At 37.6% G+C, this 25,667-nt stretch carries 24 protein-coding genes; 17 read left to right on the plus strand and 7 right to left on the minus strand.

The features are described from left to right. Positions 1 to 17: 17 nt before the first annotated feature. On the plus strand, positions 18 to 584 hold the full coding sequence (locus NAT51_RS16305; protein ID WP_250600563.1) for a YceI family protein: 567 nt from the start codon (positions 18 to 20) through the stop codon (positions 582 to 584). A gap of 55 nt (positions 585 to 639) precedes the next feature. Here the strand turns inward: NAT51_RS16305 and NAT51_RS16310 are convergent, their stop codons facing one another. The 6 genes from NAT51_RS16310 to NAT51_RS16335 all read right to left on the minus strand — a co-directional run bounded on the left by NAT51_RS16310 (position 640) and on the right by NAT51_RS16335 (position 7,521). After that, entirely contained in the window at positions 640 to 1,617 is a 978-nt protein-coding gene (locus NAT51_RS16310) for a WD40 repeat domain-containing protein (protein WP_250600565.1), read from the minus strand. Further along, positions 1,607 to 2,110, minus strand: coding sequence for a hypothetical protein (locus NAT51_RS16315; protein WP_250600567.1), 504 nt, complete (start codon positions 2,108 to 2,110; stop codon positions 1,607 to 1,609). The genes NAT51_RS16310 and NAT51_RS16315 overlap by 11 nt, the downstream gene beginning before the upstream one ends. A gap of 153 nt (positions 2,111 to 2,263) precedes the next feature. After that, positions 2,264 to 5,800 carry a M1 family aminopeptidase gene (locus tag NAT51_RS16320; RefSeq protein WP_250600569.1) on the minus strand — a complete coding sequence of 1,179 codons (3,537 nt, stop codon included), beginning with the start codon at positions 5,798 to 5,800 and terminating at the stop codon, positions 2,264 to 2,266. Next, a complete protein-coding gene (locus tag NAT51_RS16325) occupies positions 5,793 to 6,689 on the minus strand; it encodes an ABC transporter ATP-binding protein (RefSeq protein WP_250600571.1) in 897 nt (298 codons plus the stop codon). The genes NAT51_RS16320 and NAT51_RS16325 overlap by 8 nt, the downstream gene beginning before the upstream one ends. A gap of 106 nt (positions 6,690 to 6,795) precedes the next feature. Beyond that, a complete protein-coding gene (locus NAT51_RS16330) occupies positions 6,796 to 7,002 on the minus strand; it encodes a helix-turn-helix domain-containing protein (RefSeq protein ID WP_073311884.1) in 207 nt (68 codons plus the stop codon). 3 nt (positions 7,003 to 7,005) lie between these two features. Further along, on the minus strand, positions 7,006 to 7,521 hold the full coding sequence (locus NAT51_RS16335) for a DUF2975 domain-containing protein (protein ID WP_250600573.1): 516 nt from the start codon (positions 7,519 to 7,521) through the stop codon (positions 7,006 to 7,008). A 450-nt stretch (positions 7,522 to 7,971) separates the two neighbouring features. On the opposite strand from NAT51_RS16335, the gene NAT51_RS16340 reads away from it, so the two are divergent. From NAT51_RS16340 to trpD, 3 genes are all read left to right on the plus strand, one after another. Beyond that, entirely contained in the window at positions 7,972 to 9,372 is a 1,401-nt protein-coding gene (locus NAT51_RS16340; RefSeq protein ID WP_250600575.1) for an anthranilate synthase component I family protein, read from the plus strand. Positions 9,373 to 9,423: 51 nt separating this feature from the next. After that, the gene (locus NAT51_RS16345; protein ID WP_250600577.1) at positions 9,424 to 9,993 is read left to right on the plus strand and encodes an anthranilate synthase component II; all 570 of its coding nucleotides are present in this window, start codon (positions 9,424 to 9,426) and stop codon (positions 9,991 to 9,993) included. Between the two features lie 175 nt (positions 9,994 to 10,168). Then, complete coding sequence (trpD, locus tag NAT51_RS16350; protein WP_250600579.1) at positions 10,169 to 11,161, plus strand: anthranilate phosphoribosyltransferase; 993 nt, start codon at positions 10,169 to 10,171, stop codon at positions 11,159 to 11,161. A gap of 31 nt (positions 11,162 to 11,192) precedes the next feature. Here trpD and NAT51_RS16355 read toward each other — a convergent pair whose 3' ends face one another. Then, positions 11,193 to 11,486 (minus strand): hypothetical protein, encoded by a 294-nt coding sequence (locus NAT51_RS16355; protein ID WP_250600581.1) that lies wholly within the window; start codon positions 11,484 to 11,486, stop codon positions 11,193 to 11,195. Between the two features lie 28 nt (positions 11,487 to 11,514). On the opposite strand from NAT51_RS16355, the gene trpC reads away from it, so the two are divergent. From trpC to NAT51_RS16420, 13 genes are all read left to right on the plus strand, one after another. Further along, positions 11,515 to 12,300 (plus strand): indole-3-glycerol phosphate synthase TrpC, encoded by a 786-nt coding sequence (trpC, locus tag NAT51_RS16360; protein WP_250600582.1) that lies wholly within the window; start codon positions 11,515 to 11,517, stop codon positions 12,298 to 12,300. 3 nt (positions 12,301 to 12,303) lie between these two features. After that, positions 12,304 to 12,909 (plus strand): phosphoribosylanthranilate isomerase, encoded by a 606-nt coding sequence (locus tag NAT51_RS16365; protein ID WP_250600584.1) that lies wholly within the window; start codon positions 12,304 to 12,306, stop codon positions 12,907 to 12,909. 36 nt (positions 12,910 to 12,945) lie between these two features. Further along, complete coding sequence (trpB, locus tag NAT51_RS16370; RefSeq protein WP_250600586.1) at positions 12,946 to 14,127, plus strand: tryptophan synthase subunit beta; 1,182 nt, start codon at positions 12,946 to 12,948, stop codon at positions 14,125 to 14,127. Between the two features lie 45 nt (positions 14,128 to 14,172). Continuing rightward, complete coding sequence (trpA, locus tag NAT51_RS16375; RefSeq protein WP_250600588.1) at positions 14,173 to 14,955, plus strand: tryptophan synthase subunit alpha; 783 nt, start codon at positions 14,173 to 14,175, stop codon at positions 14,953 to 14,955. A 187-nt stretch (positions 14,956 to 15,142) separates the two neighbouring features. Then, the gene (locus NAT51_RS16380) at positions 15,143 to 15,766 is read left to right on the plus strand and encodes a TetR family transcriptional regulator (RefSeq protein WP_250600590.1); all 624 of its coding nucleotides are present in this window, start codon (positions 15,143 to 15,145) and stop codon (positions 15,764 to 15,766) included. Beyond that, a complete protein-coding gene (locus NAT51_RS16385) occupies positions 15,756 to 17,063 on the plus strand; it encodes a TolC family protein (protein ID WP_250600592.1) in 1,308 nt (435 codons plus the stop codon). The genes NAT51_RS16380 and NAT51_RS16385 overlap by 11 nt, the downstream gene beginning before the upstream one ends. 12 nt (positions 17,064 to 17,075) lie before the next feature. Beyond that, a complete protein-coding gene (locus NAT51_RS16390) occupies positions 17,076 to 18,149 on the plus strand; it encodes an HlyD family secretion protein (RefSeq protein WP_250600594.1) in 1,074 nt (357 codons plus the stop codon). 48 nt (positions 18,150 to 18,197) lie between these two features. Beyond that, entirely contained in the window at positions 18,198 to 19,790 is a 1,593-nt protein-coding gene (locus NAT51_RS16395) for an MDR family MFS transporter (protein WP_250600596.1), read from the plus strand. Positions 19,791 to 19,901: 111 nt separating this feature from the next. Continuing rightward, complete coding sequence (gene kdsA / locus NAT51_RS16400) at positions 19,902 to 20,720, plus strand: 3-deoxy-8-phosphooctulonate synthase (protein WP_250600605.1); 819 nt, start codon at positions 19,902 to 19,904, stop codon at positions 20,718 to 20,720. 17 nt (positions 20,721 to 20,737) lie between these two features. Then, on the plus strand, positions 20,738 to 21,586 hold the full coding sequence (locus tag NAT51_RS16405; RefSeq protein WP_250600597.1) for a hypothetical protein: 849 nt from the start codon (positions 20,738 to 20,740) through the stop codon (positions 21,584 to 21,586). 661 nt (positions 21,587 to 22,247) lie between these two features. Next, complete coding sequence (locus tag NAT51_RS16410) at positions 22,248 to 23,081, plus strand: hypothetical protein (protein WP_250600599.1); 834 nt, start codon at positions 22,248 to 22,250, stop codon at positions 23,079 to 23,081. A gap of 340 nt (positions 23,082 to 23,421) precedes the next feature. Beyond that, positions 23,422 to 24,777, plus strand: a complete 1,356-nt coding sequence (locus NAT51_RS16415) for a phosphatidylinositol-specific phospholipase C domain-containing protein (RefSeq protein ID WP_250600601.1) — start codon at positions 23,422 to 23,424, stop codon at positions 24,775 to 24,777. Positions 24,778 to 24,952: 175 nt separating this feature from the next. Then, positions 24,953 to 25,429: a hypothetical protein gene (locus NAT51_RS16420; protein WP_250600603.1), complete on the plus strand. Its 477-nt coding sequence runs from the start codon at positions 24,953 to 24,955 to the stop codon at positions 25,427 to 25,429. The last annotated feature ends 238 nt before the right edge of the window (positions 25,430 to 25,667 follow it).

Genomic DNA, 25,667 nt, shown 5'->3' on the forward strand with positions numbered 1-25,667 from the left:
ATTAAATCAAATTAAACATGAGAAATTTAAAATCAATCGCTTTAGCATTAGTGGTAGCTTTAGGAACATTAACTGCTACTGCACAAACAACTAAAAAAGTAGACGCTTCAAAGAGTAAAGTTCTTTGGTTAGCCAAAAAAGTAGGTGGTCAACACAGTGGAGACATCACTCTAAAAGAAGGTGCATTAGTTTTCAACGGGAAAAAATTAGTTGGTGGAAACTTCGTAGTGGATATGACTACTATCAACACAACAGATTTACAAGGTGAATGGAAAGGTAAATTAGACGGTCACTTAAAAAATGATGATTTCTTTGCTGTTGAAAAATTCCCTACTGCAACTTTAGTTTTCAAATCAATTGGTGCAAAATCAGGTAACACTTACACAGTAAATGCAGATTTAACAATCAAAGGAATCACTGCTCCAATCACTTTTGATATCGTGGCTAACAAAGGTGTTGCTACAACTAAATTGATGGTTGACAGAACTAAATATGACATCAAATATGCTTCTAAAAACTTCGGAGCTTTAGCTGATAAAGCAATTGATGACGAATTTGAATTAAATGTAAATTTAAAATACTAATCAAACTCAAATTTGACCCAAAAACAAGAAGCCAGCTTTTCAGCTGGCTTTTTTATTAAAAACTATTTACATCCCTGAAATAGATTCCTCCTCCCAGATCGATGGTAACTACTTGGCTTTGGTCCTCTGAGCAAACAATCTTATTTACTGTTCTTTTGTGTTCCCAAAATGTTTTAAGCAATTTCCCTGTATTTTTATTCCAGATTCTGAATGAATTATCGGCACCGCTTGACAGTATGAAATCCTTACAAAATTTAACACTTGAAATCCCTAAACTGATTTCATCGGTAAATTCTTCTTTTTTTCCGGTTCCTCCATTTGTGTATTTATAATCCGGATGCCTCAACTTAAAAGTGCTTTTCTTTTTATTGTAATCATAAATAATGAATTCATTCAAGTAAATTGAAGCGATATTGTTTTGTTTATCAATATCTGAAAAAAATGAGACTTCTACTTCCCTGCTTTCCGTTTCCAAATTAGTATTAATATCCCATTTCACCATTTTTTTGATACCAAAAACTGTGGCAGTGTTATCTTTTATATCTATTGTAGTTCCTGATGGAAATTTAGAATCCAATTCAACTTTTTTATAGTTTTTACCTACTTCCCAGAGTATTGTTTGCTTATTCTGGTTTTGTCCGATCAGGTATTTGAAATCAGATGAAAACCTTAAAGTGTTGGTCCAGGAGTCTTTTACCGGTAACTTTTGTTTAATTTTTCCCGAAGGAAAATCAATAACGAAAACACCATTCCCTAAGGTCGAAGCAATAATTTCTTTCGATTTTGGATGATAGGCTAAAGCATACACTTCATCTTTCAGATTAGCTATTTCTTTTACATTTTTTTTATTGTTCAGTACCAAATTAATCTGCCCGTTGTATTTCGATACAAGAACCGAATCTTTTTTTCCTACATAGACTACATCTGTTAAAGAAGCAGCGTTGTTACCGGTTAATTTTGGAACAAATATGTTTTGTGCGATATTTTGCTGAATACCAAAAATTAGGAGTGCGGCTAAAAATTTAATTTTCATTTTTTATTGTTTTCTTTTTTGTACCGTTAGTAATTTCTATAGTTGATTCTTCTTCAGATGCTTTAAAAACGATTTTATTATTTCCCCTATCATCATTCAAGCGAACATATCCTTCTCCATTTGGGGATGCAAGTGCCATAAAGTTCATACCTGTTTTTGAGTCTAATGTTAAAAAAGCATTGCCATATTCATCATCAGTAACATATCCTCCTCTTTCTTCACCGTCACTGTCGTAAAGCATAACACCTGAAATTTGTTGTCCGTTGCGCGAGCCTTTTCTATTTCCTCTGATATTATTTGGTTCCGGCAGATTAGCCCCCATAATAACACGTTCAACTCCTAACGAATCAACCACTACAACACCACGCACTTTAATGATTTTATCTTCAAAATTTAAAGTGGATAAATCGTCTTTTGAGGTGAACGAAAAAATTAAAAAGGAAAGTACAATGGCATTAAACACACTTAATGCATACAAAATTTTGGTTTTCATAATTGATTATTGATTAGTAAAGTCAATATGTCCCGATTCACAGGTATCTGTTACATATTTTGAAAGAATTTATTTATAAAAATCAATTCTGAAATATAAAGGCCTGTCATTTAAGACAAGCCTTTAGTATTTGGGAACTTAAAACATACCGATTCAATCAATTTTTTTCACATTATCCTCTAAAAAAGTATCCATTATCATCAAATTAGGATCAATTTCGATGGATTCAGGTTTTGAGTAAAGTGTCATTTTCCCTTTGACTTTGTTGTTGACAATCGGGAAAGTCTGAATGAATTTCTTTTCGTTTGCATCGTAAAGCGCCACATCAATGCTAGCATCATTTTTGATTAAAGTTTGTTTTCCTTTTCCGTCTTCGCGAAATTTGGAAGTGGCCAATTCAAAAGTAACTTCATACTTTTTATCCGAAACCCTTTTGGAACTGACCGAATTGATTTTCGCCGAATACGTTACAATCTGCCTGAATAATTCATCAATTTTCGGATGAATGGTTTCAGGTGAAACCTTGTAAATTTCTTTCAAAAAATCACGGGTATCAGCCGCTTTTTCGGGAAAGGCATAGTTAACCATTAAACTCCGTAAGGCCTTATTGACATTCTTCTCTCCAATCAGCATTCTTAACTGATGCATGACAACCGTTCCTTTGTTATAAGGCAAATGAGGTGTGTCATAATGGGTTTTATACAATGGCATTTCTGTGGCAAAACTACGGCTGCTCAAATATAAATCCTGATGAATTTGCAGTGTTTCCAAAGCACGATCCCAACCATGGCGCTTCTCATACAACATGATTTCCGTATACATGGCCAGCATCTCGGTTAAAATATAACCGCCTTCTTTTTCTTCAGGATTGAATTGGGCATTTCCCCACCATTGATGTGACAGCTCATGGCCGGCCAACTGGTTGATGATGTCTTCTTTGTCCCCACGGGTTATATCGCTGTAAAATCCGAAGTTTTCCTTCATATACAATGTCGATGGATAAGCAGTTGCGGCAAAACCTTCGGCAAAAGCAGATACTTCGGCATATCGTATGGTTTTATAAGGGTACCGACCAAAATTTTCCACACAGTAATCCAGTGTTTTTTCAGTAGCCGAAATCAATTCATTGATATTTCTTCCATGTCTTTTATCGTAATACACTTCAATGGAAATTCCTTTGTATAATTCTTTTTTTACTTCATATCTGGCTGAAGAAAATGCAAAACGAAACGGAATCTTTCCATCCGACTTATAATGAAAATAATTTCTTCCTTCCGATTTCCATTGACTCATTAAATCGCCTATTCCAACAGCTATTTGATCTTCTGAAGTTGAAACCACTGCATCAAAATCAATGAAATCATAGGGTTGTGTTTCTGTATCTTCTAACTTACGAATTAGTGTTTCATCCGGCATGTTTCGTTTTTTACGCTCTTTGGAATTGGTTATTTCATTATCCGTCTGATATCCGAAACCCGGAAAATAATTACTGATCCGCATAAATGATCCGTTATCAATAATTGAATTAAATGGTGTATGTCCTGTAAAAGCTGACCAGGAAGATGTAAACGAAAAACTCATTTTAAAGCTTTTCCCTGGCATTAAAGGTGTATTGAGTTTGTACCAGGAATGTCCGAAACGTTCATCCTTTGACAATATTTTCGCATCAGGAATCGAAACAGATTCCATGTTAATTTGGTCACTTATGTACAAAAGTAAACTGTCAATCGGTTCTTTAGAATTATTCACCAGTTCATAACTTCCTTTTACATTATAACGATTTTCTTCCGGAAATAAATCAACCGCAGTTTTTACAGATGTAATAGTTGGCTGATTGATTTTTTGGAACTTCCGGTACTTTTCCTCGTATTGCTGCTGCCAATTAAATTGCTCATCGGTTGTCAAATATTCCTTTTTGACATTCACTTCGTAAAAAGTGTAAGAACCAAATCCCATAAACAACAAACTACCCAAAACCAGCATTGCTTTCTGAAATAAATTTAACTGTTTAGTTCTGAAAGTTTGGATTAAAGAAGCATTTCGTTTCCATACTATACTACCTAAAAACAATAAGATGAGTGAAAAACCGGTACAGTACAGCATTTTAACTAAAAAGGAAAACTTGTATTGGCCAAAACCGTTCATATCAAAGTGCTCAATTTTAAGAACATCAGCAAAACGGAATAACGGATAAGTAACACCAATCATCTGACCAATGGATGTTGATAATACAATAGCTACTACCGAAGCCAATACCAAACCCATATATCGGTTTTGAATAAGAGTCTGAATGGTCATGATCAAAATCGAAATCAGTAACATTGGCAATCCTAAAAAATAGAACAACGAAAGATACAATCCGAATTCAATTGGTGCATTATTGTTTGCCAACTGAAAAGCAATGGCAATACAAATTCCTAAAAAAATAAGCAAAATGGGAACTATTGTCAGAGTAACCAATTTTGATATAAAAACCATTCCGGAATGATGTGGTGTAACATTCTCCAATGCTGCAAAACGATCAGATTCGCTTCGCCAGATTAATTCATTACTATAAAAAAGAAGAATCAGAATCAGAATAACCGGTAAGCGATCCATCAAAGTGGAAATCATTAAACCGGTGGTGGTGATACTTTCGGCCATGCGGCGTCCACCGTCAATTTCATCGGATATTTCAATAGTAAGTAAACCCGTTAACATGATAACAATCAATACAAACGGAATTCCTTTAAGAATCAACGATAAATCAATCTTTACAAAACTTCTAATAACATTAAAATTATGCTTTAACGTTTGAAATTCTGTTTCAGGAAATACTTGCTTTTTAGTTACTTTTAAATCATTCTTAGCAATTTTCGGTGTTTTTTTCCTCTTTTCATTCATTTTTCTGAAAGAAAAAATTTGATACGAAATGAAAATGACTGCCAATGCAATACAAAACCATAAGACTCTGTTAAACAATAGATTTCCGGTTAACGAAACAAAATGATTGTTCTTTTGAAAAGCAGTCCAATAACGGGTTTGCTCAAAAAAAGCCGCTAATCCGAAGGGATCTAATTTAGCCGTCAGACTCATCGCTTCCGGTGTTGCAGGTGAAGCTCCGGCAAAAATAGGCGAATTGGAAAATATCGAACCAATCACATATAAAATGTAAATAAACAATCCACCCACATAGATAATCAGCTTACTTCTTGAAATCCAAGCCAAACCCGTAAGTAATGAAGCGATTAAAAACGTATTGGGAATGGCAAAAACCAAAGCAGGTACAACATAATTCAGTATTGAAAACGGTCCTAACTCTTCACTTGGTGAAACAAATTGAACCCCAACCATGAGTCCGACGATGAACAGTAAAAAAGAGACAGATCCCGCCAAAAAAACGAATACAAACTGTGTCATCAAATAATGCCATTTCGCAATTGGAGTAGCATAGATAATAGCGTCAAATTTTGTTTCTTTATCTCTCAATTGTGTTTGAGCCACAAAAATTGTCATGGAAAAAATGAGCATCATTGACATAAAACCCACAATATAACTGATCAAATATGGGGAATTGCGATACGCATTTGCGAATCCGAAACCTGCTTTGGAAAGTAGCAGCCCCAATAGAAAAAAGACCGCAAATGTGACATAAAACAATACACTCTTGGTATGATAATGCCATTCGAATTGTACTAATTTTCTAAACATGGCTCACTGTTTTTGACTGATTAATACTCAATTCCCTGAAGTATACATCTTCCAGTTCCGGCTTTACCATTACAAATCCGGAATCCAATTTCGTTTCTGAATACACATTCACGCGTATTTTCCCTGCAAACAAACGGGTCGAAAGAACATTATGATTTAACTGAATGGCTTCCATTTCTTCTTTCTCAATGGTTTTAGTCCAAATTTTACCTTCCAGTGATTCTATCGTTTCAAAAGGATTTCCTTGCAATACAATCTGTCCATTGACCAAAACCGCCATTTTAGTACACAAATCACGAACATCATCTACAATATGGGTTGAAAAAATCACAATCTTATCTTCCCCTATTTCACTCAACAAATTATTAAACCGGTTGCGTTCTTCCGGATCCAAACCAGCTGTGGGTTCATCTACGATAATGATTTTTGGGTTTCCTAATAATGCCTGGGCAATCCCGAAACGCTGGCGCATCCCTCCTGAAAAGGTATGCACAGCTTTATCTTTGTGTGATACCAAATTGGTCTGTTGCAACAAAAACATAATTTGTTCGTGACGTTCCTTTTTGCTCATAATCCCTTTCAATACAGCCAGATGCTCCAGTAATTTATATGCCGAAATTTTAGGATACACACCAAATTCCTGTGGCAAATAGCCTAAATTCCTGCGGATAAAATCAGGATTCTTAACGATTTCTACTCCGTTAAATTCAATGATTCCCTCATCGGGTTGCTGCAAACCGGCAATGGTTCGCATCAATGATGATTTTCCTGCCCCGTTCGGTCCTAACAAACCAAACATTCCGTTGTTGATTTCAAGCGAGAGACTGTCGATCGCTTTTACTCCGTTTCCATACGTTTTTTGGAGATTTTTAATTACTAAACTGTTCATTTCTTGATGATTTTAATTGTTATTGATGATTATTGATTGAAAAAATAGGCAAAAGAAATCCTGTCGGTCAAAAAACCGATAGTATTGATCCGTTAAAAAATGATACTTATTCGCTGATGTATTCTAAAACATCACCGGGCTGGCAATCCAATGCCTTACAGATGGCTTCCAAAGTTTCAAACCGTATACCTTTAGCTTTTCCTGTCTTCAGAATGGACAAGTTTGCCGGAGTGATTCCCAGTATTTCTGCCAATTCTTTCGACTGCATTTTACGCTTGGCCAGCATCACATCTACATTTACTATAATTGGCATAATTTAAATATATAAGTCCTGTTCGTTTTGTAAATTAACCCCTTGCTGAAAAATGGCAGCCATGAAGAAGATAAAAACCCCCATTATAGCATGTGCGACAATCATGGCAAAAAAAGGAAAATCTTCAATACTGAAAAGTGACCAAATGATTACCGCTACCGGATACAACAACAAATTGAACTGATAAAAACCTTTTAAGTTTTTCAATCCTTCATTCGTAAATAACCGCTCCTGCTTAAACGTTTTAAAAACATTACTCAAAACCAAAAAGAACAAACCATAAAGCATTAAACCCAAAACCATTTCTGCCACATATGCAACAGTATATTCTGAACCCAACAGAAAATGCCGGTTGGTAAACGGAAAGTTAATTGCAAAACGGTTCTTTTCGATTATCTCGAAAAACGGACCTTTAAATAAACAATTAATCAGTGCATAAACTGCTGTCAACAAATAAAAAAAAGATGCTATTCGCGTGACTAGATACAAAAAAGATGCTATTATCCGAACTAATTTCATTTATTTCTAATTTAAATTACAAAGCAAATGTAATAATTAATTATCGTAAAACAATAATTTTTTATCAAATTTTTATAATTAACAAAAACACAAAATAAATCCTGTAAAATTTTTTATCAAAAAAACTTGCGTATTCGGAAATCATTTCTATAACTTTGTACCGTTACAAAACAATAACAGAAATGAACAACATTTTAAACAATACTTGGTGGTGGAATTACTTACGTCGAAAATCGTGAGCGAATCCTCCTATCTGTATTTTTAAAACCAAAATAGATAAAAAGGCTTGTCAATCACGACAAGCCTTTTTTTATTGCCAAAACTGAAATGACATAACTCGAGCCTGTAAGGCGAACAGCATTGAGCACAACAAAAATATAATGCAGCGAAATGACTCGAGCCTGAAAGGCGAACAGCATTGAGCACAACTAAAAAATAAAGTCAAGCGAAATGAAAACATATAAATTACATACCCATTACAAACAAATCCTTGCCGATACGATTACGCCGGTAAGTATTTATCTGAAAATCCGCGACAAATTCCCGAACAGTCTTTTGCTGGAAAGTAATGACTATCACAGCAATGAGAACAGTTTTTCCTACATCTGCTGCAATCCTATTGCCAGCATAAAAGTGGAAAGCGAAAGTATTTCTGTAGCACTTCCTGACGGAAGCACGACTAAAAAACCAATCAACAACCAAACAAATGTTACAGAAAGTATTCAGGAATTTGCCTCGCGGTTTGAGACACAAAACACCGGATTTAAATTTATCACCAACGGATTATTCGGGTTTACCAGTTATGATGCCGTACGGTATTTTGAGAAAGTTTCGATTGAAAAACGAACTTCTGATTTACAGATTCCCGATATTTATTATGCTGTTTACCAGAACATCATTGCCATCAATCATTTCAAAAACGAAGCTTATATTTTTTGCCACAGCATTGACAATGAAAACAATATTGAAGAAATCGAACAACTCATCCAATCGAAGAATTTTGCTTCCTATTCCTTTTCGAAAGAAGGAGCATCAATTTCCAATTTAACGGATAATGATTTCAAAGCCAATGTTGCTTTGGCCAAAAAACACTGCTACCGTGGTGATATTTTCCAACTGGTTTTATCCAGAAGGTTCACGCAAGGTTTCAAAGGAGATGAGTTCAATGTGTACCGTGCTTTACGAAGTATCAACCCTTCTCCTTACCTGTTCTTCTTTGACTATGGCAATTTCAAGATCATGGGTTCTTCACCTGAAGCACAACTCGTTATCAAAAACAGAAAAGCGGAAATCCATCCTATTGCCGGCACTTTCAAACGTACCGGAAACGACGAACAGGACACCAATTTAGCCAAAGCGTTATGTGAAGATCCGAAAGAAAACAGCGAACATGTTATGCTGGTTGATTTAGCCCGGAATGATTTGAGCCGGAACGGCCATCAGGTAAACGTTGAGAAGTACAAGGAAGTCCAATTTTTTTCCCATGTGATCCATTTAGTTTCCAAAGTCAGCGGACAATTGCATGATGATGCCTCCACTATGCAGGTAGTTGCCGATACCTTTCCGGCAGGGACTTTATCAGGAGCACCCAAGCACAGAGCCATGCAGTTAATTGAAAACATTGAAAACACCAACCGGAATTTCTATGGAGGAGCCATTGGTTTTATGGATTTTGATGGTAATTTTAACCACGCAATCATGATCAGAACCTTTTTGAGTAAGAACCATCAGTTGCATTATCAGGCAGGAGCCGGGATTGTAGCCGATTCAGATGAGGAAAACGAAATGCAGGAAGTATACAATAAATTAGGCGCTTTAAATAAAGCACTTGAGTTAGCGGAGACTATTTAATTTTCAGTCGCAGTCGCAGTAAACAGTTGAATAAACTTAACAATTAAAAAAATGAAAAAAATAGTAGTCATAGACAATTACGATAGCTTCACCTATAACTTAGTTCATTATCTGGAAGATTTGAACTGTGACGTTACCGTATTCCGTAATGATGAATTTTATATAGATGAACTCAAACCTTTCGATAAAATTTTGCTTTCACCCGGACCGGGAATCCCTGATGAAGCAGGTTTACTGAAGGAAGTCATCAAAACCTATGCTCCTTCCAAAAGCATACTCGGTGTTTGTTTAGGCCAACAAGCCATCGGGGAAGTATTTGGCGGAAGCTTAACCAACCTTGAAAAAGTCTATCATGGTGTGGCTACCAAAGTCAGTATCACCGTTCCCGATGAAGTCCTTTTCAATGGTTTAGCACAGGAAATCGAAGTGGGACGATACCATTCGTGGGTTGTTTCCAAAGAAGGTTTCCCAGAAGTACTGGAAATCACTTCGGTAGATGATAACGGAGAGATTATGTCCCTCCGTCATAAAACATACGATGTACGCGGTGTGCAATACCACCCCGAAAGCGTTCTTACACCCGACGGGAAGAAGATTCTTGAGAATTGGGTTACAAGTTAAGTACCTAGTAATTAGTGATTAGTAATTAGCTGATCACCATTCAATATTTTTTTTGCAACAATTGCAGGATAGTAATTTTTACCATCCTAAGACCTTTACATCCCTAAACGATTCAAAAATAACAACTAACGATTAGCAGCTAATCACTAGTTACTAGTCACTAATCACTAAAAAAATGAAAACACTATTAAACAGACTCATACAACACGAAACGCTGACCAAAGAAGAAGCAAAGCAGGCATTGGTCAACATTTCCAACGGGCAATACAATCCGGCACAGATTGCCAGTTTTTTGACCGTGTACATGATGCGCAGCATTACGATTGAAGAGCTGGCAGGTTTCCGGGAAGCGTTGCTGGAACTCTGCATACCCATCAACTTAAAAGACTATAACACTATTGATTTGTGTGGGACAGGCGGTGACGGAAAGAACACCTTCAACATATCGACATTAGCTTCGTTTGTGGCGGCCGGAGCCGGAATACAGGTTGCCAAGCACGGTAATTACGGCGTGTCATCGATTTCAGGATCGAGCAATGTCATGGAAAACTTAGGTATTAAATTCAGTAATGACAGTGATTTTTTGAAGAGATGCATGGACGAAGCCGGGATTTGTGTTTTGCACGCCCCACTCTTCCATCCAGCGATGAAAAACGTGGCACCCATACGAAAAGAACTAGCCGTAAAAACCTTCTTCAACATGTTGGGACCGATGGTAAATCCCAGTTTCCCGAAACACCAGTTGGTGGGTGTATTCAGTTTGGAACTGGCCAGAATGTATGCCTATTTGTACCAAAACACCGAAACCAATTTCACCATTTTGCACAGTTTGGACGGATATGATGAGATTTCATTAACCGGTAACACCAAAATCATCTCCAAACATTACGAACAAATATTGAAACCCGAAGATTTCCAATTGGTTAAACTGGAGGAGAATGATATTATGGGCGGTGTGACCGTGGAAAAATCGGCGGAAATCTTTTTAGACATCTTATCGGGCAAAGGAACCGAAGCACAAAACAATGTAGTTTGCGCCAATGCCGGAATGGCCATCGCTACCGTTAAAAACATTCCGGTAGTGGAAGGCATTGCATTGGCCAAAGAAAGCTTATTAAGTGGAAAGGGATTGGAGAAATTGAAAAAGTTACAGATGTTGAGTGACTAGTAATTAGTGATTAGCTCTTAGTCCATAGTCCTTAGTGGTTTTGATTTAAAAATGTAGCTTCAACAATAAAGAATATTGGCTTAACAACAGACAACGGAGGTTCAACAAGCGGTAATATTGGCTCCACAACAGGCAACAAAGGCTCAACAAGCGGCAATAATGACTCCACAATAGACAACAGAGGCTCCACAAGCGGCAATAATGACTCAACAATAGACAACAGAGGCTCCACAAGCGGCAATATTGGCTTCACAATAGACAACAGAGGCTCCACAAGCGGCAGTCGAGGCTTCACAAGCAGCAATATTGCCTCAACAACAGACAATAATAACATTTCAAAAAAACACAACAACATGACGATACTAGACCATATTATAACAGATAAAAAAAGAGAGGTACAACTCAAAAAGCAGCTCATTCCGGTTTCCCAATTGGAAAGCTCAGTACTATTTGGGGAAAGAACTCATTCTTTAAGCAAGAATTTACGGAACAATCCGATTGGGATTATCGCCGAACACAAGCGCCGTTCCCCATCGAAGCAAGTCATCAGTCATGCCTTTAGTGTTGAGGAAGTCGTGACAGGCTATCAGAATGCAGGAGCTTCGGGGATATCGGTATTGACAGACGGAAAATATTTCGGAGGATCATTAGATGATTTGCTTTTAGCCAAAGCATCGGTAAACATTCCTTTATTGCGTAAAGAATTCATTATTGATGACTATCAGATTTTGGAAGCCAAAGCTTATGGTGCCGATGTTATCCTTTTGATAGCAGCCTGTTTGACCAGAAACGAGATCAAACACTTATCCGAATTTGCCCAATCGCTGGGACTGGAAGTCTTATTGGAGGTGCACAACAGGGAAGAACTCGAAAAATCCATCATGCCCAGTTTAGACATGGTTGGAGTAAACAACAGAAGTCTGAAAACCTTTCAAGTCAGCCTTGACACCAGTAAAGTATTAGCCAGTTACATCCCTGATGAGTTTGTTAAAGTATCCGAGAGCGGCATCAGTTCGATTGGAGCCATTGTTGAATTACAGCAATTCGGGTATCAGGGATTTTTAATTGGTGAACACTTCATGAAAACCGATAATCCCGGTGCTTCGGCTTCAAAATTTATTAATGTTTTAATCTCCTGAGCCATGAAAATCAAAATCTGCGGAATGAAATACGAAGAAAACATTCAGGAAGTAGCTGAATTGCAACCCGATTACATGGGATTCATTTTCTATGAAAAATCCCCGAGGTATTTTAAAGGTTACATTCCTACTTTACCCAAAACCACACAAAAAGTGGGTGTATTTGTTGATGCCTATTTAGATGATGTTTTAGACAAAGTCAGACGTTACAATTTACAATACGTCCAGTTACATGGCAATGAAACACCGGCTTTTTGCAAAGCATTTAAACAGACAGACGCCAAAGTCATCAAAGTATTTCCGGTAGATGATGATTTCACTTTTGATACCATCAAACCTTATGAAACTGTTTGTGATTACTTTTTATTTGACACCAAAGGAAAGTATCATGGAGGCAACGGCGCAACCTTCAACTGGCATATTTTAAACGGTTATCCTTCGGAAAAGCCCTTCTTTTTGAGCGGCGGAATAGGACTGGACGAAATACCTTCCATCCAAAAACTCAATTTACCCATTCATGCCATCGATGTGAACAGCAAATTTGAGATTGAGCCCGGAATAAAAAATGTCGCCGATTGTGAAAGATTAACCGACTTACTCAAACATTAAAAACTTTACAACTTTACAACTTTAAACTGAATACAAATGCAATATCAAGTTAATGAAAATGGATTTTACGGCGAATTTGGAGGAGCTTTTATCCCTGAAATGCTGTATCCCAATGTAGAAGAATTACGCCAGCAATACCTATCAGCCATAGCAACACCCGAATTTCAGTTGGCCTACCAACAGTTACTTAAAGACTATGTGGGAAGACCCACCCCACTCTATTATGCAGAACGTTTATCGGCTAAATACAACACCAAAATCTACTTAAAAAGAGAAGATTTATGTCATACCGGTGCACATAAGATCAACAATACCATCGGGCAGATTTTACTGGCAAAACGACTTGGCAAAACCCGCATCATTGCCGAAACCGGAGCCGGACAGCACGGTGTGGCCACTGCAACCGTTTGCGCTTTAATGGGACTGCGATGCATAGTGTATATGGGTGAAATCGATATTGAACGCCAGGCACCTAATGTAGCGAGGATGAAAATGTTAGGAGCTGAAGTGCGCCCTGCAACCTCCGGTTCAAAAACCCTGAAAGACGCCACGAATGAAGCCATCAGGGATTGGATTAATAATCCGACCGATACCTTTTACATCATAGGATCAGTAGTGGGACCACATCCTTATCCCGATATGGTTGCAAGATTCCAGAGTATCATTTCCGAAGAAATTAAAATTCAGCTAGAAGAAAAAGAAGGCAGAAAAAACCCCGATTATGTGATAGCCTGTGTGGGCGGAGGCAGTAATGCAGCGGGCGCTTTTTATCATTTTTTAGACGAAGAAAATGTAAAACTGATTGCCGTGGAAGCTGCAGGGAAAGGAATAGATTCAGGCGAGAGTGCAGCAACATCTGTTTTGGGAAAAATTGGTATTATTCATGGCAGCAAGACCTTACTGATGCAATCAGAAGACGGGCAGATTACCGAGCCTTATTCCATTTCAGCGGGATTGGATTATCCGGGTGTAGGTCCGTTACACGCCCATTTACACGCTACAGAACGCGCACAATTTATGGCAATTACTGACGATCAAGCCATGAATGCCGGATTGGATTTATGCAAAACCGAAGGCATCATTCCGGCGATTGAAAGTTCACATGCTTTAGCTGTTCTGGACCAGAGAGCATTTAAAGAAAATGATATTGTAGTTATTAATCTATCCGGGCGTGGTGATAAAGATCTGAACACGTATATAAAGTATTTTGGTGACTAGTGATTAGCACTTAGTCCTTAGTAGAAAACTTTAAAACTTAAAAAAATGAATCGAATCAATTATAAATTACAGGAAGAAAAGAAAATACTTTCGGTGTATTTCACGGCGGGGTTCCCGAACCTCAACGACACCGTATCCATTATAGAAGCTTTGCAGGAAAGCGGGGTTGACATGCTTGAAATTGGGTTACCTTTCAGCGATCCATTAGCAGATGGTCCGACTATTCAGGAAAGTTCAACGGTCGCTTTACAAAACGGAATGACCACCCAATTGCTTTTTGATCAGTTGAAAGACATCCGTCAAACCGTTACTATTCCTTTATTGATTATGGGTTATTTCAATCCGATACTGCAATTCGGGATAGAGCACTTTTGCAGGCAGTGTGCGTCAATTGGTATTGACGGTTTAATCATACCTGATTTGCCTTTGGACGTTTATGAAAAAGAATACAAAAAGATATTTGAGCAATATAACCTTAAAAACATCTTTCTCATAACACCGCAGACTTCTGATGACCGTATCCGGAAAATCGATGCTGTTTCAGACAGTTTTATCTATATGGTAAGCAGTTCCAGTACAACAGGAAGTCAAAATTCTTTTGGTGATACCCAGGAACAGTACTTCAAAAGAATATCTGACATGAAACTCAGCAACCCTCAAATCGTTGGCTTTGGAATTTCCAATAAAGCAACATTTGATACTGCCACAAATTATCAGAAAGGAGCCATTGTGGGAAGTTCGTTTATCAACTTCATCAAAGAAGAACCTGTTACGAATATTCCTACTTTTATTGAAAATCTTACTTCAGAAAAAGCGCTTCAATTTTAATACTGCTAAACCCCACAACTATTTATAATTAGCAGTAAAACAGGCTATTCAGAAATGTAAGCCTGTTTTTTTATGTTCAAAAACCAAACAATATCCATTGTTAAAGAAAAGTTAAACAATAATTTAAACAAACGTTTAATTTAAACGAGTGTTTAACTTTGTACCCGATTTTAAAATTCATAGTCTTATGAATGACTTCAACGACAAACAACTAGAAATTTTACAGGCAGCCGAAAGGCTATTTACACGCTTAGGTTTTGATGGTGCATCTGTACGTGATATTGCCAAAGAAGCCAATGTTAACGTGGCAATGATTTCCTATTACTTCGGTTCAAAGGAACGATTGCTGGAAGCTTTGATCATTACACGTATATCGGATATGCGTTTACAGATTGAGAACTTATATAAAGAAGACGTTACCCCATTTGAGAAAATCAACCGTCTAATTGAATTGTACATCAGGCGGATGAATAAAAACAGGGGGATGTACCAGATTATCCACTTCGAGATTTCGATGAAGAAAAGGGAAATCAATTGCGAAGCCTTCAATCAGGTGAAAAAAGAGAATCTGGAAATGCTGAACAATATTATTGAAGAAGGACAACAGCAAGGCGTTTTTGCCAAGAACATAAACGTGGCTATGATTCCGCCAACGATAATGGGAACTTATTTCCACTTTCATATGAACAGGCCATTTTACAGAGAGATATTGAATTTAGAAACGGATGCAGATTTTGACCGATATGTTGAAAATGATTTGACAAAACACATCCAACAAACCATAAAAGCCCTTTTAACCCATGAAATATAATAAAATAACATTCTTAATTGCTCTTTTTGCGATAGTCTCAGGATACGCACAGGAGAAAAAATCATTGTCGCTGAAAGAAGCGATCAGTATTGCGGTCGAAAAAAGTGACCAGACGACTATGGCCAATTTAAAAGCTTCGACAGCTAAATTGGAAATGGAAACGGTTAAAAACAATCAGTATCCTAATCTGAAAATATCAGGACAATACATGCAGCTGACCAATGCCGATGTGAGTACATCTTTTGGTTCAGGCAATACAAATGGTATGGAAGTAAGCCAGTTGATGATAGGTCAGGCTAATGCATCGGTACCTTTATTCAGCGGATTCAAACTGAAAAACATGGTATCGGCATCAGAAAACGCATATAAAGCTGAAACTTCCCATGCCACACATGCCAAAGAAGAAATTGGTTTATATGTAGTAGAGCTTTTTGCTAAGTTATACCAATCACAGGAGATGATTGAGTTATTCAAAGAAAATCTGAAAAGTGCACAACAACGTACAAAAGACTTCTCCGGAATGGTTGACAACGGTTTGATGGCCAGAAACGACTTATTGAAAGCACAGTTACAGGAATCCAATATCCAGATTTCGATGGACAACGCACAAAAGAATTTCAATATCATCAATTATCAATTGGCTACCTTATTAAAACTACCGGAAGGAACGATTGTTGACATTGATATTGAAGCGGTTAAAAGTGATATGTTACTAAACAGAAGCGCCTCTGTGGAAGCTAAAAGAAGTGATTTAGAAGCCTTAACCTTCCAACAAAAAGCGGCTGAGGCAGGAATTAAAATTTCGCAAAGCGGCTACTACCCTTCTGTATCCTTAATGGGCGGATATATTGCCTTCGATTTGAAAGATGTGATGACTGTAACCAATGCCATGAATTTTGGTGTGGGGGTGAGTTATGATTTATCGAGCATCTTCAAAAACGGAAAAGAAGTGAAACTGGCCAAAACAAAAGCTGAACAAGCCAAAACAGCCGTTTCGATGATGAATGACAAAATTAAGGAAGAAGTACAACAGGCACAGGAAAACTACAACTTATCTGAAAAACAAAATGTAGTGTACAAACAGGCAGTTGAACAGGCAACCGAGAACTACCGCATCGTAAAAGACAAATACGATAACAGTTTATCGACAACAAACGATTTACTGGAAGCGGATATCCAACAGTTACAGACTAAAATCAACCTTGCGTTGTCACAAGCTGATATTGCTTTAAAATATTACCAATTACAGTTTGCTACAGGAAAACTAATCAATTCATTCAATTTGACCCAAAAATAAAATCACGATATCATGAAAAAGAAAGAAACAAATAAAAGATTCATATTAATATTCGGAATACTAATCCTTGTTGGTGGTTCATACGGAATTTACAAATACATGCATTCACTGGCACACGAAACAACCGATGATGCACAGATCGAAAAAAACATGAATCCAATCATTCCGCGTGTGGGAGGTTATATTACCAAAGTATATGTAAAGGATAATGACTTTGTAAAAAAAGGAGACACTTTATTTACTATCGACAGCAGGGATTATGCAGTAAAAGTGGAAGAAGCTAAAGCTACTTTAATCGGTGCAGAAGAAAACTACGCCGTTTCAAGAGCTGATATCGGAACAGCACAGGCTAATGTTTCCGTTTCTGATGCGAATGTACAATCGACAGTAGGAAGCATCGAGAATGCTAAAATCAGACTGACAAGAGCTACAAACGACTATGAACGTTATGCGAATCTGTACAAAAACCATTCGATTACCAAACAACAATTCGAACAGGCAGAAGCAGCTAAATTAGAAGCGCAAAACCAAGTGAAAATATTACAGGACCAGCAAAGAGCGAGTGCTTACCAAAAAACGGTTGCTGCCTCAAAAACAAATGTAACAGCAAAACAGGCTGAAGTAGCGGCTGCCAACATTGAAAGAGCAAAAGCTATCTTAAGCGCTGCCCAATTGAACTTAAACTACACAGTGGTTACGGCTGCAACAGACGGACAAGTATCTAAAATTGCCATCCAACCGGGACAAATGATCCAACCGGGACAATCATTGTTTTATATCGTGAACAACAATGAGACTTGGGTAATTGCCAACTTTAAAGAAACGCAGTTGAACAAAATGGTTGTGGGACAAAAAGTATCCATCAAAGCAGATGCTTTCCCTGATGAAGAATTTGAAGGAACAGTAGCGTCTTTCTCACCTGCAACAGGTTCTAAGTTCTCGATATTGCCTCCGGATAATGCGACAGGAAACTTCGTAAAAACCATCCAACGTTTACCGGTTAAAATCAGTTTGAACAGCGCTAATGACAAAGTAAAATTATTGCGTCCGGGTATGAACGTTGAAGTTGATGTTCACATCAAATAAACAAAACAGCGAGACTACAATCATATTGTATCATTTAGAAAGAAAAAAATGGCAACAGCAGCAGCGACAGCAGATAACGATTTAGTCGAATACGGTTTCAGAAGGGTTATTATTACCATTACGGCTGTACTATGTGCCTTGTTGGAAATTGTGGATACCACAATTGTAAACGTGGCACTGACCAACATGCGCGGGACTTTGGGTGCTACTTTAAATGATGTGGCATGGGTAATTACGGCATATGCAATTGCAAACGTAATTGTAATTCCGATGACGAGTTGGTTATCACAGCAATTCGGGAGAAGAAATTACTTTGCTGCTTCCATCATAGTGTTTACGGTAGCTTCATTTTTATGTGGTAATGCCACCAATATCTGGGAGCTGGTAGCCTTCCGTTTCATACAGGGATTAGGTGGAGGTGCCTTATTGGTAACTGCACAAACCATTATTACCGAAAGTTACCCGTTAGCAAAACGTAGTATGGCACAAGCTATTTACGGTATGGGAGTAATTGTGGGACCTACACTCGGACCACCATTAGGAGGATACTTAATCGAACATTACTCTTGGCCGTATATCTTTTACATCAACATTCCTTTGGGAATTATTGCAACCTTTCTGACATTGACATTCGTCCGGAGTCCGAAGTATGGAGAAAAACTAAAAGCAAACCAGGTTGATTGGTGGGGAATTATATTCTTATCTGCTTTTATTGGGTCTTTACAGTTCGTATTGGAGCATGGACAACAGGACGATTGGTTTGACAATACAACAATAATCGTATTAAGTATTGTTTCATTTATGGGGCTACTCGCCTTCATCTGGAGGGAATTGACCTATAAACACCCAATTGTGAATTTGAGCGTATTAAAAGACGGAAACTTACGGATTGGTATTTTGATGGGATTCATTTTAGGGTTCGGGTTATACGGTTCTACCCTGATCATCCCTATCTATACACAACAGATATTGGGCTGGACAGCACTTGATGCCGGAATGCTTTTGATTCCGGGTTCGATTACAACCGCCTTATTAATGCCTTTTGTGGGTAAAATGATCCAAAAAGGAGTACCACAGGCTTACATGATAGCAGTAGGATTCTTTGTGTTCTTCGGATTTACCTTTTGGATGCATAATGTGATGACACCTGATACCGGAGTAGAGCATTTTTACTGGCCGTTGATTTTAAGGGGAATTGGATTAGGATTATTGTTTGTACCGATTACCACCCTTTCGCTTTCGACCTTAAAAGGAAAGCATATTGGTGAAGGAGCGGCATTTACGGGAATGTTCAGACAGTTAGGAGGATCATTCGGTATTGCGATTATTACAACATTCATTACCCGTTTCTCACAAAAGCACCGTGTGGATTTAATTGCCAACCTTGACGGAAGCCGTTTTGAAGTACAGGAACGATTGAATGCAATGGAAAGAATGTTCCGTTCCAAAGGTTTCAGTATTAACGAAGCGACACAAAAAGCACATGAGGTTTTCAATCTGACCATATTGAAACAAAGTACCGTACTGGCCTATATGGATATATTCATGGCACTGGGTATCATGTTCCTTTGTTGTATACCGATAGTGTTTTTAATTAAACGATCCAAAAACAAAGTCGATTTATCAGAAGCCATGCACTAAGATAGTCTATACAGTCTCCGTTTTCAGTTTACCAAAAGTAGATTGCAAACTGAGACTGAATGCTTATACTAAAGACTAAAATAACTATATTTGCAAAAAATTTTAAACACCATGAACTTACACAACATCCCTAACATCAAGCATTTAGATAGTGGGAACTTTTTTATATTAGCCGGTCCTTGTGCTATTGAAGGCGAGGAAATGGCGATGCGTATTGCCGAAAAATTAGTCGGTATTACTGATAACCTTAAAATACCCTATGTTTTTAAAGGCTCATTCAAGAAAGCAAACCGTTCGAGAATCGACAGTTTTTCTGGAATTGGAGACGAAAAAGCACTGAAAATATTACAGAAAGTAGGAAAAGAGTTTGGTGTTCCAACCGTAACCGATATCCACACGAATGAAGATGCACCAATGGCTGCCGAATATGTAGACGTGTTGCAAATCCCTGCATTCCTTGTACGTCAGACCGATTTAGTAGTAGCAGCTGCCAATACCGGTAAAACCGTAAACCTTAAAAAAGGACAGTTTATGAGTCCGGAGAGTATGAAACACGCCGTACAGAAAGTATTGGACTGCCAGAACGAGAACGTAATGGTAACCGACAGAGGTACGATGTTCGGATATCAGGATATGATTGTGGACTTCAGAGGTATCCCGACGATGCGTAACTTAGCAACAACGGTTCTTGATGTTACCCATTCGTTGCAACAGCCTAACCAAATGGCCGGAGTAACCGGAGGACGTCCCGATATGATCGAAACCATTGCCAAAGCAGGTATTGCTGTAGGTGTTGACGGTATCTTCATTGAAACACACTTCGACCCTGCCAATGCAAAGAGTGATGGTGCCAATATGCTTCATTTAGACTATTTTGAAGACCTGATGAAGAAACTGGTGGCTATCCGTCAGACCGTTAATCAATTCTAATTCTTTACATACCCAAAATGAAGCAACCATTTTTAATGGCTGTACTAACTTTTTGTGTTTTTTCACAGTACGCCTTTTCGCAAGAAACAGTCGAAAATCCTGAAAAATACACGGCACATAATAAAGGGAAGTTTTATGTTTACTGGGGAGGAAACCGGGAATCATTTACAACATCCGATATTCATTTTAAAGGAGCTGATTACGACTTTACATTACATAATGTAGAGGCGCGTGACAAGCCTAAAGGATGGCATGTTGATTACTTTAATCCGGCAAGGATGACCATTCCGCAGACCAACTTGCGTATTGGTTATTTTATCTCTGACCATTACAACGTTTCGGTTGGTGTAGACCATATGAAATATGTCATGTACCAGAACAAAACTGTAGATTACACCGGGTACTATCCTGACAGAGGAACCTATGGAGAAGCTATTGCACCCGGACAGGTTTTACTAACGGAAGATTTCCTTACGTTTGAACATACAGACGGTTTGAACTATGTGAACACTGAGATTGCAAGAGTGGATGATATTTCATCTAAATTATTCAAAACATGGAACAGCGATAAAGTACAGATCAACCTGACGGAAGGATTGGGAGCCGGAATTTTATTCCCGAAGACCAATGCCAAAGTATTGGGGAAAGAGCGTCATGATGACTTCCATGTTTCAGGGTTTGGGGTTTCTGCCAAAGCAGGATTGAACTTTACCTTCTTTAAGCACTACTTCATCCAAACAGAGTTAAAAGGCGGTTACATCAATATGAACGATATCCGTACGACACATAATTCTGTTGACAGGGCTGACCAGGAATTCTGGTTCCTGCAGCGTATTATCACTGTTGGTGGAATCTTTAAGATCTAATAAAAAAAGCCCTGATGATTCAGGGCTTTTTTTATTAGATTTTTAGATTATTGGATTATCAGATTCTTAGACTTCTCAGATTAAAGGATTGAAAGATTGAAGGAATGGAGAACATCAAACCCAACAATCTGAAAATTGAGTAATCTAATAGTCAAATACTACTTTGATACTACTTTGATACTACTTTGATACTACTTTGATACTACTTTGATACTACTTTGATACTACTTTGATACTACTTTGATACTACTTTGATACTACTTTGATACTACTTTGATACTACTTTGATATGGCTTTAGTATGGCTTTGATATGACTTTAATATGAGTCAAGTATGAGTCAAGTATGGATCAAGTATGGGTCAACCTGTACTTAAATCAGGTGTGACAAAATACCTAAAAACTTACATTCTTCATTTATTGCACAAAAATCAGGTGTATATCCATCCAAGAAGTTTGCCGGTGCAAAGTCATTTGGTTTTACTTCTTTATCCATTGAAACTGCACGTCTCACCTACCTTTATAATTGCTTGTTTTTTTATTTCAAAGCATTTTGAAGTTATCCAGTTTTATCCTACATTTACCACACTTGGGGTATGTCTTTCTTAAAACCAAAAGTCATAACCCAATTTGTTCAATTAAAACTTTTAACCCCAACCCCTAATGAGAAAAATTATGTTCTTAGCGCTTTTTGGCGCTTTAACTGTGGGCTGTTCAACAGATTCAGAAAGCAGCGGCAACGGCAGTAAAATTAAAAAAGTAGAAATTTACCAGACTGGCGGTCCTTTAGTAGAAACGGATACCTACAGCTACAACAGTGACGGTTTACTGGCTAAAATTGTTGTAAAGAACCAATCGAACACCATCACCAACACTTATGAGTATGCAGATGGCAGAATGTCACTTTGGACACAAGTAGACAAAGGACCGTTTGAAAAAAGAACTGAAACCAGAACCTTTATTTATGATGCCAACAACAACATTATTGAGGTTGACATTGACCGTAAGGTAGAAGATAATGACGATCCGGACCGTACTGAATACTATATTGATAAAATCGAATACGAATACATCAACAACCAACCGGTAGCCATTAAGCATTTTATTCCGCATAACTATTTCACGGATTCTCCAAGACCTGACTTCTCCGAATTGGATTCTACAACCAATGAAGAAGAACTGGATTACACCGGACAGAACATGACGTATTACTACCCTGGAGAAGCAAGCTTCAACGACAGTTATTTTACTTACGAGTATGACAGCAAAAATCACCCAATGTCAGGTATTGAGCCGGCAAACTTCAGAAATGCACTTGGTTTCTCAACTGTAAACAACATCAGCAAAGGATATGAATATGCAAAATCTGATGATGAATTATTGGCTACGATTTATTATACCTACACGTACAATGCGAGCAATATGCCAACCAAATTGGTAAAAAAATACGATGCCGGAATTTTATCAGGCAGTACAACTTATAAATATTTTTATTAATAGCTATTGGTTAATGCAAAAAGCCCCAAAGATTCTTTGGGGCTTTTTTTTTGAGATTATCAGATTTTTGGATTATCAGATCATTAGACAATTAGATTGTTAGACTTCTTAGACAGTTGGATTAAAAGATTCATGAACAAAGAATATCTGATAATCCAAAAATCTGACAATCAATAATCATTATTCAGTCTTTTCTTCAAAAAGGGGGTTTTTACGTATTTACAGTGATTTTCATTGCGGTAATTTTGTATGAGATGTTACAAAAACTACATCAAAGTAGCTTTTCGGAACAATCAAAACAATTCAAGAACATATACATTAACCTCAAAAAAGCGAACACATGAGTGATTTAACAATGATTGATTTCCAGATCTTCCCTTCCCAATATGAACAAAACAGTGATGGTGAAAAATGCTGCTGGCTGGGTGGCAAAGCAAACATAAATGACCAGACTGTTTCGGTTACCCTCCAACCCTATCAAACAAGTGCCATAAGCGGACATTCTGACCCGGAATGGGGTTTTCATTTACTATCTGCCGGTAAACCCGACTTATACCGGTTGAAATATGTAAAAATGAGCGATCCACTTGGATACTGGTACGGTGTTTCGGTAGATGATGGAAAAATCATTTTAAAAAAAGATACCGAAGACACTCATTTCATTGTAAAAAAACTCGGAGCTTATTATACAATCGAATATGCAGGAAAGCATGTGGAATGTGAAGACGGTTACTTAGGGCAATCGACAGATATCCAACTTTGGGCAACCACACCTCCAAGTCAGTTACAGATCAACAATTACGATACCATTCCTTCCAATAAATTCAGGGTGCTGTGGAAATTTGTAAAGATGGATCACATCAGCGGGCCGGATTGGATGGCCAGACTGGCTAAAACAAGCCGGAAGAGCCTTACCATCGACCGTTTGTTTATTCCGGGTGCGCATGATTCAGGAACGGAAGAAAATACGCAATGGTACCAGACACAATTTCAAACCATAAAAGAGCAGGTGGCCATGGGTGTTCGCTATTTCGATCTAAGAGTTGCAGACAACTGGGATATTTACCATGGAATGAGTTCAGACATTAAACTGGAATATGTTTTAAATTCGGTACTCGATCATCTGAAAAGCAATTCTGATGAATTCTTTATCCTTCAGATCACACCGGAAACCGCGGCTAATTTCTCCACCCGTTTACATGCCTATCTGACTTCTAAAACATCTTCGGTTTTCAATCATGTTTACATGGGGCAGGACATACCGACATTAGATCAGTCCAAAGGGAAAATTTTCTTCTTTGCCCGGATGTATACACCGGTTGTGCAATCCAATTTCAGGGAACATTCCATCGACTGGACCGACAATACCGGCGGAAGCACTGCTACCAAAAAACCGTTTACCAGTCCGAATGTGTATGTGCAGGACGCCTACAAAATGTACACTGACTCGACCAAATTTAATGACTATATCAAGCCTACACTCATCAATTACATGTTTCCGGGCAACAATGCTGACTGGATTATTAATTTTACGAGCGTTGCCAATGCCAACTACCCTATCCATGCCGCAGAAGATATTAATCCCTGGGTCGCTAATTTATTGATGTGGACCAAACCGTTCCCTACCGGTGTTTTGATGATTGATGATGCGAGGGTTGGAAATGTGGCCAATATTATTGCGCTGAATTTTGATTAAGGAACCATAACTATTTACCGGCTTCGTTTGCAATGAGAGATGGAGCCGGTAATTGAATTTTAGATTGTTCGATTATCAGATTTTTGGATTGTCAGTTTCTCAAAGAGAATGTTTCGTTTTGAAAAGTTAGTTAATTGCGTAAATTTGGGGTTAGGCGTTATCTAAACAAAGCTTTATGGGATATTACACGAGAGTATTTTGTTCTAGTCAAAAAAAACCTAAAATAAGTGAGATTCTTGAAAATCTAAAATCAAGTGGATTTACTGTTGGGGCAAATTTAGACGTGAAAAATTTGGACAATTCTGAATGGACAAACTTTGAGTTAATTTACGATTCAGAAAGATTACCATTACTAATTGAATTAAATGAGATTGGAAAATCTGATGAGCTTGCAGAAGAAGAAATATCAGAGTTCATAGAATTTGTTGGTGAACCTAAATTCTTGGAGTTAAAAAAGAAAAAGGTTATAAAACATTTAAAAAAGTCAAATTATATCATTTGCATACAACTACCAACATCAGATATCAATGACGAAGGATATAATGTAAATGGAGAATTGATGACATATATAGAACGAAATTTTTCGGGAATGACTCAGGCAGACAGAGAAGGTTTTTATCTCAACAATGAATTATTGATAGAACTAGAATAAATAACCCTAACAGTGTTTTTCTGAAATTGGGATTTTAGGTTTAATGGAGCTATCTTTTGCATATTTGGCTCTGTCCTGATGTGATGACTTGGAAAAAATCCCAACTACTTAAAGCCGCATTCCAAGATCAAATCCAAATTTTTAAGCTAAAAATTTATTGATTTCAACATATGGTGTTCCTCTGTTTACAGTTGCAAACACTCTTGATACAATTTTATTTCTGATAATGTTTAAAACC

It is taken from the genome of Flavobacterium amniphilum (genome assembly GCF_023634845.1).
Classification (GTDB): Bacteria; Bacteroidota; Bacteroidia; order Flavobacteriales; family Flavobacteriaceae; genus Flavobacterium; species Flavobacterium amniphilum.